This window comes from Vibrio sp. K4 (assembly GCF_051122595.1).
GTDB classification, from domain to species: domain Bacteria; phylum Pseudomonadota; class Gammaproteobacteria; order Enterobacterales; family Vibrionaceae; genus Vibrio; species Vibrio owensii.
On record NZ_CP178577.1, the window covers coordinates 321,572 to 338,226 of the forward strand.

10 protein-coding genes are annotated in these 16,655 nt (G+C 46.4%); all 10 read left to right on the top strand.

The window, feature by feature from the left end; all coding sequences use genetic code 11:
- The first annotated feature begins 33 nt into the window (after positions 1-33).
- Positions 34-2,502, top strand: coding sequence for an ATP-dependent helicase HrpB (hrpB, locus tag ACLIIY_RS01630; RefSeq protein ID WP_434528025.1), 2,469 nt, complete (start codon positions 34-36; stop codon positions 2,500-2,502).
- Complete coding sequence (gene mrcB, locus ACLIIY_RS01635; RefSeq protein ID WP_434528026.1) at positions 2,495-4,885, top strand: penicillin-binding protein 1B; 2,391 nt, start codon at positions 2,495-2,497, stop codon at positions 4,883-4,885. The genes hrpB and mrcB overlap by 8 nt, the downstream gene beginning before the upstream one ends.
- An 87-nt stretch (positions 4,886-4,972) precedes the next feature.
- On the top strand, positions 4,973-7,285 hold the full coding sequence (locus ACLIIY_RS01640) for a patatin-like phospholipase family protein (protein ID WP_039840269.1): 2,313 nt from the start codon (positions 4,973-4,975) through the stop codon (positions 7,283-7,285).
- Positions 7,286-7,554: 269 nt separating this feature from the next.
- On the top strand, positions 7,555-10,143 hold the full coding sequence (gene acnB, locus ACLIIY_RS01645) for a bifunctional aconitate hydratase 2/2-methylisocitrate dehydratase (RefSeq protein WP_078608204.1): 2,589 nt from the start codon (positions 7,555-7,557) through the stop codon (positions 10,141-10,143).
- A gap of 347 nt (positions 10,144-10,490) precedes the next feature.
- Complete coding sequence (locus ACLIIY_RS01650; RefSeq protein ID WP_434528027.1) at positions 10,491-10,859, top strand: YacL family protein; 369 nt, start codon at positions 10,491-10,493, stop codon at positions 10,857-10,859.
- Positions 10,860-11,047: 188 nt separating this feature from the next.
- Entirely contained in the window at positions 11,048-11,386 is a 339-nt protein-coding gene (locus ACLIIY_RS01655; protein ID WP_005439398.1) for a P-II family nitrogen regulator, read from the top strand.
- Positions 11,387-11,411: 25 nt separating this feature from the next.
- Positions 11,412-12,641 (top strand): ammonium transporter, encoded by a 1,230-nt coding sequence (locus tag ACLIIY_RS01660; RefSeq protein ID WP_005439399.1) that lies wholly within the window; start codon positions 11,412-11,414, stop codon positions 12,639-12,641.
- A 151-nt stretch (positions 12,642-12,792) separates the two neighbouring features.
- On the top strand, positions 12,793-13,806 hold the full coding sequence (locus ACLIIY_RS01665; RefSeq protein WP_005439400.1) for a Fe(3+) ABC transporter substrate-binding protein: 1,014 nt from the start codon (positions 12,793-12,795) through the stop codon (positions 13,804-13,806).
- Between the two features lie 99 nt (positions 13,807-13,905).
- Complete coding sequence (locus tag ACLIIY_RS01670; protein ID WP_045418546.1) at positions 13,906-15,531, top strand: ABC transporter permease; 1,626 nt, start codon at positions 13,906-13,908, stop codon at positions 15,529-15,531.
- On the top strand, positions 15,531-16,562 hold the full coding sequence (locus ACLIIY_RS01675; RefSeq protein ID WP_045418542.1) for an ABC transporter ATP-binding protein: 1,032 nt from the start codon (positions 15,531-15,533) through the stop codon (positions 16,560-16,562). Before ACLIIY_RS01670 ends, ACLIIY_RS01675 begins: the two co-directional genes overlap by 1 nt.
- Positions 16,563-16,655: the final 93 nt, after the last annotated feature.

Sequence of the window (16,655 nt, forward strand, 5' to 3'; positions counted from 1 at the left end):
ATGTGCCCAACATTACAACATAGGGTATTTCCTTTGTCACAATTGCCGATCGAAGCCGTGATGCCACAATTACTTACGGCGGTCAAACATCAACACCAAGTGATCCTCAAGGCCGCTCCTGGTGCCGGTAAATCCACTTACTTCCCACTACAACTTCTTAAAAGCCAAGCCGTGACAGGCAAGATTGTAATGCTAGAGCCTCGACGTCTGGCGGCGCGCAATATTGCACGTTATTTGGCGCAGCAGTTGGGAGAGCAAGTCGGAGAGCGTGTGGGTTACCGAGTACGCGGCGAGACAAAAGTGAGTAAGCACACTCAACTTGAAATTGTGACAGAAGGGATCATGACGCGCATGATCCAAAGTGACCCTGAATTAGACGGCATTGATCTACTGATTTTTGATGAATTTCACGAGCGTAGCATTCATGCCGATACCGCATTAGCGTTCAGTTTAGAAGTTCAAGAAGCACTGCGAGACGACTTAAAGCTGGTTGTGATGTCGGCAACGCTTGACCAAGATGCCTTGCAATCCTTATTACCGGAGGCGGTTTACATTGAGTCGGAAGGTCGTAGTTTTGAGGTAGAAACGCGTTATTTACCGCTTGGGGCGAATGATCATTTGCCGACCTCCATGGCAAAAACGATCGAGCACTTGATGAGCAAAGAGTCTGGTTCTTTGCTTGCTTTTCTTCCCGGTGTGGCGGCGATCAAACAAGTCGAAGAGCGTTTGTCCCATCTACCTGATAACGTTGAAGTGTGCCCTCTTTATGGTCAACTCAGCTTCGCTGAACAGCAAAAAGCCATCGCTCCCGCTTCTGGAGGTAAACGCAAAGTCGTGCTCGCGACTAACATTGCTGAAACTTCTTTGACCATTGAAGGCATTCGATTGGTCATCGATTCTGGATTAGAGCGTGTGGCGCGTTTTGATTTGAAGAATGGACTTACGCGATTAGAGCAAGTGCGAGTGGCACAATCGTCTGCGATTCAACGTGCTGGCCGTGCAGGGCGTATTGAAGAGGGCATTTGCGTCCGATTGTATTCGGAAAGCCAATTCAAGCAACAACCGCAAGTGCCCCAACCAGAAATCCTGCACTCAGATTTAGCAAGCTTAGTAATGGAACTGGCATTCTGGGGAGCAGGGGATATCGCTGAGCTTAAATGGTTGAATATTCCTTCTTCAGCATCGCTTGCTCAGGCTAAACAGCTGCTGATTTCTTTAGGGTTACTTACCGAGCAAGGCCAACTTACTTCTGCAGGTAAGACGGCCCACGCTCTTGGTGTAGAGCCGCGCTCTGCAGCAATGCTGATTCAAGCACAGCAGCGCAGTGAAAAAATGCTAAATACCGCTTTGGCTGCGGTCGCCCTAATTGAAGAGCCTGAGCGCAATGTGACTAACATCGCGCATAGCCTACATCGCTGGATAAGTGGTATACATGCAAAGAAAGCGATATTGCACAAGCGATCTCAAGCGCTGGCGCACAAACTGGATACGGTATTCAGCCTACCTAATGTAGATGAGCGAGTGCTGGCGCTAGTATTGAGCTTAGCTTTCCCAGATCGCATTGCGCAGCAGCGTGTTAACCAATATGGTCGTTTTACTTTGTCGAACGGGCATGGTGCTGAGTGTCGACCAGAAGAGACACTCGGTGGTTGTGATTACTTAGTTACGATTGATTTGATGCGCTCGCATTCTAACTCAAGCCAAATTAACCTAGCTTGTGACTTAGATATCAACGCATTACAAGAAACGTTCGAGCACCTTTTCACGGTGGCTGAGCTGGTTGATTGGGATGAGAAAAAAGGCCGTTTGATTGCCGAACGCCAAATCAAACTTGGTCAACTGGTGATTAAGCGCGAAGCGTTGCCGAGTCCAGGTAAAGAAAAAATGACACAAGCTTTACTCACTTATGTCCGCCGTCAGGGCTTACAGAGTCTAAACTGGACGTCGGCAGCGGAAAATTTGTTAGAACGTATTCGCTGCGCAGTGGAATGGTTACCTGAGCAAGCTTGGCCAAGTTTTGATGAGACCAGTTTGCTTAATGGCCTAGAAGAGTGGCTAGAGCCGTACATGAGCACGGTATCATCGGTGAAAGATTTGGCGAAAGTGAACCTAGTGGAAGCGTTGAACGCTCGATTAGGTTGGCCGTTGAATCAACAGATTGATGAGTGGTTACCAGAAGATTATCGCTTACCAACAGGTTCGAAAAAGCGCATTCGTTACCAATTTGGTCATGAACCAGTACTGTCAGTGCGTATGCAAGAAGTGTTTGGAGAGAGCACTTCTCCAACCGTGGCACAAGGTCGCAAGCGATTGGTGTTAGAGTTACTTTCTCCAGCACAGCGTCCTCTTCAGGTGACAACGGATTTAGCTGCCTTTTGGGCAGGAAGCTACAAAGAAGTGCAAAAAGAGATGAAAGGCCGATATCCAAAACACGTTTGGCCTGACGATCCTGCCACTCATGTAGCGACAACAAAAACAAAAAGACAATTGAATAATGACTGATACAAAAAAGCCCGGTGCAAAAAGAGCACCAGCCAAGAAAACAACGTCAAGTAAAACGACTGCCGCTAAGAAAAGCGGTGCAAAGCGACCGAGAAAATCGCCATCGAAAAAAACGAACAATGGCAAGCGCTCTTGGCTTAAGGTCATTTGGTCATTTAGCTGGAAAGCGGGTGTCGCGCTTGCGGCGGTATTGCTGTTTGTCGGTATCTATCTTGATAGTGTGGTGAAAGATCGCTTTGACGGCCAGCTGTTTGATCTGCCAACTGTCGTTTATGCGCGTATCCTCAATTTGAGTCCGGGTGAGAACATTACTATCAAAGAGATGCGTAATGAGCTTGATGTATTGAACTACCGTAAGGTAAGTCAGCCTCGTTACCCTGGTGAATACTCTTCTTCTTCAACGCGTATTGAGCTTATTCGTCGTCCGTTCGAGTTTGCTGATGGCCCTGAGCCTGATCGTCACGTTATGCTGCATTTCTCAAGCAGTGGTTTACAACGAATTCAATCTTTGGAATCTAAAGGCGATCTTGGTTACCTGCGTATTGAACCTAAGATGCTAGGGATGTTGGAAAAAGATCAGAATGAACAGCGCCTGTTCTTACGTCGTGATCAATTCCCAGAAGTGCTTGTCGATGCACTGTTAGCAACCGAAGACCGTGATTTTTATCAGCATGATGGCGTTTCGCCGCTGGCGATTGGCCGTGCCCTTGTTGCTAACATCAAAGCAGGTCGTACTGTTCAAGGTGGTAGTACACTTACTCAGCAGCTCGCGAAAAACTTATTCCTGACACGTGATAAAACCTTGTGGCGAAAAGTCCGTGAGGCGTACATTGCTCTGATTCTGGACTACCGCTATAGCAAAGACCGTATTCTTGAAGCTTACCTGAATGAAGTCTACTTGGGTCAGAGCGGTGGGGATGCAATCCATGGTTTTGCTTTGGCATCACGTTACTACTTCGGTCAACCGATTCAAGAGCTTCGTATTGACCAACTTGCCATGTTGGTTGGTATGGTGAAAGGACCGTCTTACTACAACCCAATTCGTTACCCTGAGCGCACTAAAACCCGTCGTGACTTGGTATTGCGTCTGTTGATGCAACAAGACATGTTAACCGCGCAGCAATATGAACAAGCGGTAAATCGTCCATTAGATACACAAAGTAAACCTCGTATCGCGAGTCGTCAACCAGCGTACTTCCAACAACTGAACATTGAGCTGAAAGAAAAAGTAGGTGACAACTTCAAAGCTGAAACAGGCTTACGTTTGTTTACTTCTCTCGACCCGGTATCGCAAAGCAAGTTAGAGCAAGCTATCGCGAAGAAAGTCCCGGAGCTTGCAAAACGTGCCGGTAAAGAGTTGGAAGCCGCAGCGGTTGCGGTTGACCGTCATAGTGGCGAGATTCGTGCTATGGTCGGTGGTAAACGTGTTGGCTATGAAGGTTTTAACCGCGCCTTGAATGCAAGTCGTCCGATTGGCTCTTTGGTAAAACCTGCGATCTATTTAACTGCGCTAGAGCAGCCAGAGAAGTACAACCTTGCAACCACGCTTCACGATACTCCGCTTAGCTTGAAAGGCAGTAAAGGCTCGGTTTGGTCGCCACGTAACTTCGACCGTAAGTTCCGTGGTGATGTGCCGCTGTACTTAGCGTTGGCGAAATCACTCAATGTGCCTACCGTGCGTTTGGGTATGGAGCTGGGTATTCCAGAAGTTTCGGCTACGCTAGAGCGTTTGGGCGTGGATAAGAATGAAATTCGTCCAGTACCTTCTATGTTCCTTGGTTCCTTCTCGTTGACGCCATTTGAAGTCGCGCAGATGTACCAAACAGTCACTAACTCAGGTAAGCGCGCCAAGTTATCGGCATTACGTTCCGTGATCGATATGGATGGCAATGTGCTTTATCAATCGCTACCTCGCTCATCTCAAGCGGTGGACCAACAAGCGGCTTGGTTGACGACTTACGCGATGAAGCAAGGTGTTGCTCAAGGGACAGGCCGATTCCTACAAAGTCAGTTCGCGTGGGCTGCTCTGGCAGGCAAAACCGGTACCAGTAACGACAGCCGTGACAGTTGGTTTGTGGGTGTTGACGGCCGTGAAGTGACAACCGTTTGGCTTGGTCGCGACGATAACAAGTCGACCAAGCTAACTGGTTCAAGTGGTGCATTGCGTGTCTACGCGGAATACCTGAAACAACGTATCCCTGAGCGACTAGAGCTGCCTTGGCCAAAAGAAGTGACCACTTTAGGCTTCCAAAAAGCCGCTAATGGTGCGCTGGAAATGAACTGTCGCAGTGAATACAAGCTGCCAGTGTGGGACAAGTCTGGGCAAATCAAACAGCAGTGTGAGAAAAAATCTAATTGGTTGAATAACCTATTTGATTGGTAAGACCACCAAAAACGCCATCACTGACTTGTGAAGTTGTTCAAATCTTAGTAAAAGTAGGTGTTCAATATTCAGTAAAGGAAGAAGTGAATGTTCAAAAAGTCGATTTCAAACCCATGGAAGCGTTGTGTTGCGCTCTGGGTCTGTTCCTTTTTGATTGCAACGCCTTCCTTTGCTAAGCAAGTCAGTGATGATCAATCTCGTCCTAAAATCGCCGTCGTACTGGCTGGTGGTGGGGCAAAAGGAGCCGCTCACATCGGGGTTTTGAAGGCTCTGGAAGAGATGAATATTCCCGTCGATATCATTACTGGCACTAGCATGGGTGCCTATGTCGGTGGCCTATATGCCACGGGGATGAGCGCCGATGAAATCGAAAGTTTTATCTACAGTGTCGATTGGAACAGCGGTTATCGAGACCGTGTCGACCGCAGCCAACGTCGCGTTCGCGATAAAGAATACGAAGACCGTTATCAAATCACCACTGACCTAGGTTTGAGGTTTGGTGAAGTGCGTTCGCCAACAGGCGTGGTGCAAGGTCAAAACATGTTGCGCATTCTGCGTGAAACCACAGGCAATCTTGGCCGATTTAACTCCTTTGATGATCTTGCCATTCCATACCGCTCAGTCGCGACTGATATCGTCGAGCTAGAAGAGGTCGTCCTAGATAACGGTTATCTAGTTGATGCCATGATGGCGAGTATGTCAGTGCCTGGCGCCCTTCCTCCATACGAGCTGAATGGTCATATGCTGGTGGACGGTGGGGTCGTCAATAACATGCCTGTTGATGTTGCTCGTGCAATGGGTGCCGACGTGGTGATTGCCGTTGATATTAGTACCGATTACAAAAGTGAAGAGGACTTTACTGGCTTATTTGCCGTCGCAGACCAACTCTCCAACTACCTAGTTCGCCGCAGTACTCAAGAGCAAGCCGAAACGCTAAGCGGTGATGACGTCTACATTCGTCCTGATGTTGGGCAAATGGAAACGGTAGAATTCGAAAAAATGCCAGACGCTTTTAAAGCGGGTTATGAGATCACTCGAGGACTAAAGTCAAAACTTGAAGGGCTGAGTGTATCGAATGCGGAGTACCAGAAATACATCGAGCATAAACAAGACATGCGCAAGAACCTTGAGTATGGGGATGAGCGCGTCGTCGACCAAATCGTTCTTGTGAACAATACCCACTACAGTGATGTGCTGTTGACTAACCGACTTGAGTTAGACACAGGACGCCCTCTAGAAACGGCTGAGATAGAGAAAGCGGTAGAAAATCTCTATGCACTGGATCGTTTTGAGCTGATCACTTATCACTTTGAAGAAATCGATGGGGTGAACTTACTCGTCTTTGAAGTGAACGAAAAATCTTGGGGCCCAAACTACTTAAACTTCCGCTTCTTCTTAGAAGATGATTTCAATACCGATAGTCAATATGGCATCGGCATGTCGGCTAATTTCACCAACTTGAACTCTCACGGCGCCGAGCTGACCTTTAATGTGGATATGGGCACGGATAAATTGATTGAGGCGGAGCTTTACTCTCCGGTGCTTTCGAGTCAGCAGTTGTTTGTTTCTAGCAAAGTGAATTACAACACAGAGAACAGAAACCTCTCTGATAACTTTGAAAACCCCGATATTGGATCCGTCTACGATTACCTGCCGGTTTCTTACACTGAGTTTATTACAGAGCTTGCTGCGGGGGTGCAACCAACGTTGTGGCAAGAGTTCCGAGTTGGCGGGCGCTATACCAAAGGGGCGATTGAAGCATCTACTTTTCAGTCTTTCGGTGAGCTTGATTATGAGCGTTTGGGTGTATTTGCCAATTACCGCCTAGATACTTTGGACGATTTCGCTTTCCCAACGCACGGTATGTTGATCGATTTGGATTACCTGGTTTCTCACGATAAAACTCCAGAGGATTTTCGTCAGTTAAACCCAGACGGCAATATTGAAGATACCGTTTACGAGATTACCGCGCGTTTCAAGGGAGCTGTGACTCATAGTCGTCATACTTTAGTCGGACAAGCGGAATACAGCTTTGTTGAGAGCAAAAACTCGTCTGTGCCTTTAGACCCTCGTGAGCTTGGTGGTTTCTTGAATCTCTCGGGTATTCCACGTAACAGCCTGATTGGGCAGAACTTATTCTATACTAGTCTGGTGTATCGTTATAAATGGATGGATAACGACTTCGGGCTGTTTGAAGCACCAGTGTATTTAGGTGCATCCCTTGAACACGGTGGTGTTTGGTCAGATAACGATCTGAAGCTCAATGAAGCGCCGCTGTACAATGCCGCATCGATTTTCTTTGGGGTAGATTCTCCAATAGGACCGATCATGTTGGCATACGGTCGTACCGAGCAAGATTTAGATGCCGTGTACTTGATCGTTGGAACATCATTTAAATAACCGGGAATAGGACAGCAAGATCTCCGCATATTTAGCCAAAATTTACCGGACTTTAGTCGTAAGTTGCTATGTTGGTCAAAATGATGAGATTTTAATTTAACGTTAAATTTGCTATTCTTTCGCCCACAGTTTGGCCTCTACGGCGCTGTTTCTCAATCAGAATTGAATGAAAACAAGGGCAATGGAGAGCCAAGTTTCCAAGGATGTTCACTCCTTTACTTTGAAAAATAGTAAGAAAAAAGGAGGAACCGCAATGAGAGGAAAAAGTCGTGCTTGAAGCCTACCGTAAACACGTCGAAGAGCGTGCTGCCGAAGGAGTTGTTCCTAAACCGCTAGACGCTGAACAAGTTGCTGGACTTGTTGAGCTTCTGAAAAATCCCCCGCAAGGTGAAGAAGCCTTTATTCTTGACCTACTAGAGAACCGTATCCCACCAGGTGTAGATGAAGCTGCTTATGTAAAAGCAGGTTTCTTGACGGCTGTTGCTAAAAGTGAAGTGGCATCACCGCTTGTAAGCCGTGAAAAAGCCGCAGAGCTACTAGGTACGATGCAAGGTGGTTACAACATCGCGCCTCTAGTCGAGTTCCTAGATGATGATGCGCTTGCCCCAATTGCTGTAAAAGCGTTATCTCACACTCTATTGATGTTCGATGCTTTCTACGATGTAGAAGAGAAAGCCAAAGCAGGCAATGCATTCGCGAAACAAGTTCTACAATCTTGGGCGGATGCTGAATGGTTCACATCAAAAGAGAAAGTAGCGGAAAAGATTACCGTTAAAGTCTTTAAAGTGACCGGTGAAACCAACACCGATGACTTATCTCCAGCACCAGATGCATGGTCCCGTCCTGATATTCCAGTACACGCGAAAGCGATGCTGAAGATGGAACGTGATGGTATCGTTCCAGACCAACCAGGCAGCGTTGGTCCTATTAATCAAATCGAAGAACTGCAAAAAGATGGTATTCCACTAGCGTATGTTGGTGATGTTGTTGGTACGGGTTCTTCACGTAAATCTGCAACGAACTCTGTTCTTTGGTTCATGGGGGAAGACATCCCATTCGTACCAAACAAGCGCACTGGTGGTATCTGTCTAGGTGGTAAGATTGCTCCTATCTTCTACAACACAATGGAAGATTCTGGCGCACTACCTATCGAGTTAGACGTACAAAATATGAACATGGGCGATGTAATTGACATCTTCCCATACGAAGGCGTTGTACGTAAAAACGGCGAAGACATTTCTAGCTTTACGCTAAGCAAAGTACTACTTGATGAAGTTCGCGCGGGTGGCCGTATTCCACTGATTATCGGTCGTGGTTTAACAAGCCGTGCTCGTACTTCTCTTGGTTTAGAAGAAACCGATCTATTTGCTAAGCCAGTTGATCCTTCTGCATCTGACAAAGGCTACACGCTAGCTCAGAAGATGGTTGGTAAAGCATGTGGTGTTGAAGGTGTACGTGCAGGTCAGTACTGCGAGCCTAAGATGACAACCGTAGGTTCTCAGGACACCACAGGCCCAATGACGCGTGATGAGCTGAAAGACCTTGCGTGTCTTGGTTTCTCTGCTGATCTAGTGATGCAGTCATTCTGTCACACGTCTGCTTATCCAAAACCAGTCGATGTAAACACGCACCACACGCTACCGGATTTCATCATGAACCGTGGCGGTGTATCGCTTCGTCCGGGTGATGGTGTAATTCACTCATGGCTAAACCGTATGCTTCTGCCTGATACGGTAGGTACAGGTGGTGACTCGCATACTCGTTTCCCGCTAGGTATTTCATTCCCAGCAGGTTCAGGTCTTGTTGCGTTCGCAGCAGCGACAGGTGTAATGCCACTGGATATGCCAGAGTCAATTTTGGTGCGCTTTAAAGGCGAAATGCAGCCAGGTATCACGCTACGTGACCTTGTGCATGCCATTCCTTTATACGGCATCAAGCAAGGCCTTCTAACAGTAGAGAAAGCAGGTAAGATCAACGAGTTCTCAGGTCGTGTACTTGAGATTGAAGGTGTTGAGCACTTAACAGTAGAGCAAGCATTTGAGCTATCTGATGCTTCTGCAGAACGTTCTGCGGCAGGTTGTACCGTTAAGCTATCTCAAGAGTCTATTGAGGAATACCTAAACTCAAACATCACTATGCTGAAATGGATGATCTCGGAAGGTTACGGCGACCGTCGTACTATCGAGCGTCGTATTACTGCTATGGAAGAGTGGTTGGCAAATCCTGAGCTTATGGAAGCAGACTCAGATGCGGAATACGCTCACGTGATTGAGATTGACCTAGCTGAAATCAACGAACCAATTCTTTGTGCGCCAAACGATCCAGATGATGCGCGTCTTCTGTCTGACGTTCAAGGTACACAGATTGATGAAGTGTTCATCGGTTCTTGTATGACGAACATTGGCCATTTCCGTGCAGCGGGTAAGCTACTTGAGAAGTTCAATGGTCAATTAGACACTCGTCTATGGGTAGCGCCGCCAACGAAGATGGACCGTGACCAACTTACAGAAGAAGGTTACTACGGTATTTACGGCCGCGCTGGCGTTCGTATTGAAACTCCTGGTTGTTCGCTATGTATGGGTAACCAAGCACGAGTTGCAGACAAAGCAACAGTAATGTCGACCTCAACACGTAACTTCCCGAACCGTCTAGGTACAGGTGCAAATGTGTATCTATCTTCAGCGGAACTTGCGGCAGTGGGTGCGATTCTAGGTAAGATTCCAACTAAGGAAGAGTACTTAGCGTACATGGAGCAAATTGATGCGACAGCTGCGGATACTTACCGTTACTTGAACTTCCACAAAATGGAACAGTACACCAAGAAAGCCGATAACGTGATCTTCCAAGAGCCAGCGTAATCTTAGCGAGCTCTGTGAATACTTAGTTAAGCGCCCACCTTTTGGTGGGCGCTTTCTTTTTTGGAATGCTGCGCTTCGAGATATTAGAACTACGTCATTTCCTAGACTGAGGGAATAGAAATCTCTTTTAGACAAAGTCTTGAGAGATCCCCAACTCGCTCGTGCCTCACTCTTGAGGATGACGATTAAATAGCTAAGAGTAAAACGATGTCATTCCCGAAAGCGACGAAGGAGTGCAGTCGGGAATCTCTTTAAACAAGCCATTGAGAGAGCTCTCGTCTCTCACTTCTCCCATTCAACATCTACCTGTATACTCCGCACCAAATTGATACGAAAAGGCGATCACGATGGAATTTGAATTCATCCGTAACACATTGATGGGCGAATACTATGTCAAATGCAGCATGGGGCATGAGATTGTGGGTCGTTGGTTGCAAGAAGAAATAGGCAAAGACCCAGCCAAAATTGCTCAGGTAGAAGCTTTAATTGATCAGGCATTTTCTTCGCCATCTCAAGAGCATAGGTTAACTGGTGCAGAGATCAGTTTGATGATCCACGGTGATGAGGTGCTAGTGCAAGAAAACGCACTGGGCCATGAGTATGAACTGGAAATGGAAAGCGAGTTTGATTTCTACGATGCAGAGAGTACAGCCAGCTGTGGTATTGAAGACTTTTGTGCCTTGATAGAGCAATGGAAAGACTTTTTGAACATTTAATGCACAGTTTTGGGTAGTCTGACTTGAGTTGCCTTATATTTGTGAAAAGGGCGCACTGATATGGTGCGCCCTTTTTGTTTATAAGTTTGTTAATTTTACTAATTCTATATAAATCAATGAGATAAAAAGTTGGCACGCCGCTTGGATTAATAAAACTGTTTCAGGATGAAAGCTGCGGAGAAGATTCAATGAAAATCATTAATGCCATTATAAAACCTTTTAAGTTAGACGATGTTCGCGAAGCATTGGCTGATGTTGGTATTGAAGGGATGACAGTATCAGAGGTTAAGGGTTTTGGTCGTCAGAAAGGCCACACGGAGCTATACCGTGGCGCTGAGTATCAAGTCGACTTTCTACCAAAAGTAAAACTAGAAATCGCAACCCACGCAGACAATGTGGAACGTGTGGTAGAAGCCATCACAAAAGCGGCGCAGACCGGAAAGATTGGTGACGGCAAAATTTTTGTTTACGACCTGAACCAAGCGGTGCGTATCCGTACTGGTGAAATGGACGCAGAAGCACTTTAAGAATTCAAGGGATTGGAGAATTATCATGGAATTAACAACAACAGTAACTGAATTACGTTACGCACTCGACACCTTTTTCTTCCTCATTTCCGGTGCGTTGGTAATGTGGATGGCTGCAGGCTTTGCCATGCTAGAAGCGGGCTTAGTTCGCTCTAAAAACACAACAGAAATTCTAACTAAAAACATCTGTCTTTACGCGATCGCTTGTACCATGTTCCTATTGGTTGGCTACAACATTATGTATGTCGATAACGGTGAAGGCGGTTGGTTACCATCATTTGGTGCACTAATTGGCACACAAGGTGAAGGTGCAGACCACTCTCTAGAGTCGGACTTCTTCTTCCAAGTAGTATTTGTAGCAACAGCAATGTCAGTGGTTTCTGGCGCGGTTGCAGAGCGTATGAAGCTTTGGTCTTTCCTAATTTTCTCAGCGGTACTGACGGCATTTATCTACCCAATGGAAGGTTACTGGACTTGGGGTGGTGGTTTCCTATCAGAGGCTGGCTTTAGTGACTTTGCGGGCTCAGGTATCGTACACATGGCCGGTGCTTCAGCAGCATTAGCAGGTGTTCTATTACTGGGTGCACGTAAAGGTAAATACGGTAAAAACGGCGAAATCTACCCAATCCCTGGTTCAAACATGCCTCTCGCTACATTGGGTACGTTCATCCTTTGGTTCGGTTGGTTCGGTTTCAACGGCGGCTCTCAACTTATGGTTTCGGATTTTGAGAACGCGACTGCAGTTGGTCAAATTTTCCTAAACACAAACGCTGCAGCTGCAGCAGGTGCAATTGCCGCACTATTTGTATGTAAGACAACTTGGGGTAAAGCAGACCTGACTATGATTCTTAACGGTGCGTTAGCTGGTCTTGTTGCTATCACGGCTGACCCTCTATCTCCATCACCGCTATATGCTGTGGCGATTGGTGCGGTATCAGGCGCGCTAGTAGTATTCAGCATCATCGGTTTGGATAAGATTAAGATTGATGACCCAGTAGGTGCTATCTCTGTTCACGGTGTGTGTGGTTTCTTCGGCCTAATGGTTGTGCCACTGAGCAACGGTGATGCAACGTTTGGTGCACAGCTTCTAGGTGCGGCAGTTATCTTTGCTTGGGTATTTGGTGCAAGCCTAGTGGTATGGGCAATCCTGAAAGCGACAATCGGTATCCGTGTATCGGAAGACGAAGAGCTAGAAGGTATGGATATGCATGACTGTGGTGTTGGTGCTTACCCAGAATTCGTGACTGTGAAATAACACTCACAATGTAATAAATAGTTACAAACTTAACATTAAAAAACCTGCTCCAATGAGCAGGTTTTTTTATTGATTAATTGTTTTCTTATTGAACATGCATATAATAACGCAACTGATAAACGTTATCATTAGCATGGTAAAGGATTAAACAATGAAAAAACTGCTAACTCTTTCAGCGATTACTTGCGCTACTCTGGCTCCAACGGCAATGGCTGCTGAAGAAGTGAACGTGTACTCTTACCGTCAACCTTTCCTAGTTGAACCTATGTTCAACGAGTTCACTAAAGAAACTGGCATTAAAGTAAACGTTAAGTTTGCGAAAAAAGGTCTAGCAGAGAAGTTGGCTCAAGAGGGCGAATACAGCCCAGCTGACGTAATCCTTACTACAGATATCAGCCGTCTAGCTGAACTGACAAACAAAGGTCTGGTTCAAAAGGTAGACAGCAAAATCATCGAAGAAAATGTACCAGCACAGTACCAAGACAAAGAAAACGAGTGGTTCGCTCTGACTCTACGTACTCGTAACGTTTACTCTTCACGTGACCGTGTTGGCAAACTAGGTAACGACTTCAACTACGCGGACCTAGCAAAGCCTGAGTTCAAAGGCAAAATCTGTACTCGTAGCGGTAAGCACCCTTACAACGTATCTCTAGTATCTTCTATGATCGCTCACCACGGTGAAGCTGAGACTAAAGAGTGGCTAGAAGGCGTAAAAGCGAACCTAGCTCGTAAGCCTCAAGGTAACGATCGTGCTCAAGTTAAAGCAATCAAAGAAGGTCTATGTGACGTTTCTCTAGGTAACAGCTACTACCTAGGTAAGATGGTTAACGACAAAGAGCAAAAAGCTTGGGCTGATGCGGTATACATCAACTTCCCTAACCAAGAGACAACAGGTACGCACGTAAACATTTCTGGTATGGCGATGGCGAAGTTCTCTCCAAACAAAGACAACGCTGTGAAGCTTATGGAATTCCTAACGGGTGACAAAGCGCAGCAAATGTACGCAGAAGTAAACTACGAGTACCCAGTGAAGGAAGGTGTTAAGCGTTCTGAGCTTGTGGAATCTTGGGGTGACTTCAAAGCGGATTCGATTTCTCTAGATGACATCGCTTCTCACCATGAAGCAGCAATCAAGCTACTAGATGAAGTGAAATTTGACCTTTAATTCCATGTGGGGGTATAACTGTACCCCCATTTTATTAAAGGATATGAGATGTATTTGCAGCCGCATTTGTATTTCATAAAGCCTTGCAGTATTTAGGCAATGAAGAATAAACATTCTCTATGGAAAACCAGTAGTGGGGCTATCACCCTGTTACTGGTTTTGCCGATCTTAGCGATCTTCTATACCGCCATTGGCGAAACGGATGACTTGTTTACACATTTGATGTCGACAGTCATGCCTACCTACATATACAACACCGTTGCATTGACTGCAGGTGTGATGCTTCTTTCTTTGATTCTGGGTATTCCAAGTGCTTGGTTTATGGCGATGTGCAAACTGCCAACTGAGAAGTGGTTGCAGTGGGCCTTAGTTCTACCACTTGCGATGCCGGGTTATATCATTGGTTACATTTTTACGGATTGGTTTGATTTTGCTGGGCCAATTCAAATCTTCTTACGTGATATAACGGGATGGGGGCCGGGTGAGTATTGGTTCCCTGATATTCGTACCTTAGGTGGTGCGACTTTCGTTCTTTCTCTTGTTCTTTACCCATACGTTTACTTGCTTTGTCGTGCTGCATTTATGGAGCAGAACGTTTCTCTACTGCAGAGTGCTCGCTTGTTAAAATGCTCACCTTGGGAAAGCTTTTGGCGTATCTCTTTACCGCTTGTAAGACCCTCTATCGCTGTTGGTTTGTCTCTGGTAGCGATGGAAACCATCGGTGACTTCGGAACCGTCAGCTATTTTGCTGTAAACACGCTTACTACTGCGGTTTACGATACTTGGCTTGGGTATTCGAACCTCAATGCAGCCGCGAAAATCTCAGCTATGATGTTGATGATCGTGGTGTTGTTACTGAGTGCAGAGCGCTACAGTCGCCGCAAACAAAAGCTGTTCCAAAGCCAGTTTAATAGTCATGAAGATTTCCGTTATGAGCTACGAGGCTGGCGAAAGTGGGGCGCATTGATTTGGTGTTGGGGATTGGTGGCAATCGCTTTTATCTTCCCATTGCTACAGTTAATTGATTACGCCATCACTTACTTTGCACAAAGTTGGACGCCTGAGTTTCGTGAATATGCATGGAACAGTTTGGTGGTGTCAGTCGTGGCTGCCATCATCGGTGTTGCGATTGCTTTGACAGTGAACTTCAGTCAACGCGTAAACGGTGGTCGTTCGAGCTTAGCGTTTATGCGTCTGTCTTCGATGGGCTATGCCGTCCCTGGCACAGTATTGGCTATCGGTGTAATGGTTGCTGTGTTGTTTATGGATCACCGGGTTAACGATATTGCTAAAGCGATGGAATGGGGCAGACCTGGGCTTATTTTCTCCGGATCTATGTTTGCGCTGATTTTCGCGATGGTGGTACGTTTCTCCGCTGTTGCAATTGGCAGTGTGGAAAGTAACTTAAATAAGATCTCTCCATCGCTGGATATGGCTTCCCGTACCATGGGCTGTACGCCAAATACCATGCTTTGGCGAGTGCATTTCCCTCTGGTTAAACGCGGTGCGCTGATAGCTGGTCTTTTGGTGTTTATTGAGTCGATGAAAGAGCTCAATGCTGCACTACTATTGCGACCATTTAACTTTGAAACCTTGGCGACGTATGTGTACAACTTCGCTTCGGATGAGCATTTAGAGCTTGCCGCACTTCCGGCAGTATTACTGGTTCTCGTTGGGTTGATCCCGCTTGTTGTTGTTAACCGTTCACTGGAGCAAAGTCACTGATGAGCTGCGCATTATCGATTAAAAACCTAACTTGTCAGTATGACGATCAGACTGTTCTTGAGTCTCTTTCTCTAGAGGTTGAACAAGGACAGATCGTCTGTCTACTCGGTGCGAGTGGCTGTGGTAAGACGACACTTTTGAAAGCCATTGCTGGGCTGCTTCCTCTGAGTTCCGGCCAAATGAGCTTGAACTGCCTGACTATTGATGACGGAAAAAACTGGTTGCCACCAGAGCAGCGTAATATTGGTATGATTTTCCAAGATTACGCTTTGTTCCCACATCTAACAGTCGCTGAGAACATTGCTTTTGGCTTAAAGAACGAATCGGCGCAGCAAAAGCTGATTAAAGTCGAAGAGATGCTCAGCTTGGTTCATCTTAAAGGTTACGGTGACCGTTATCCTCACCAGCTTTCTGGCGGTCAGCAGCAGCGTGTGGCGATTGCTCGTTCACTGGCTTACAAACCAGACCTTCTGTTGTTGGATGAACCGTTTTCCAACATTGACACCCAAGTGCGTCATGAACTGATCCGTGAAATTCGTAAGATCTTTAAAGAGCAAGGCGTTACCGCAATTTTTGTAACCCACAGTCGTGAAGAAGCGTTTGCTTTTGCCGATAAGATGGCCGTGATGAACCATGGTGTGATTGAGCAGTACGGCACAGCCTCTGAGCTTTACTACCAACCTTCAAGTAAGTTTGTTGCTGACTTCTTAGGTGGTGGCAGCTACCTTGCAGCGAAGCGAATTTCCGACAATGAATACGAAACCCACCTTGGTGTAGTAGAAGCGAATGCTCAGCAGGAAATTCAACGCGATAGTGAGTGTGCATTGCTGCTTCGCCCTCAGCATGTACAAATTAAGGTTGATGATGAGAGTGCAGTAAAAGTGCTTGAACAACACTTTATGGGGGATCATTGTCGCTACGTGATTGATGTCAATGGTGACCGATTGTTAGCGACGTCAACTCAAGCATTAAATGTGGGTGATAGTGTGGCAGTAGAAGTTGAAACTCAAGGCGTATTAGCTTTCGCCTAGTTTATAAAGGCCAGATAGAAAAAGGCCCGGCGGTGATGCCGGGCAAGTGTTCTTCACCTATAGGTTATGTGCTCGAAGCGGGCACAAGGTTCA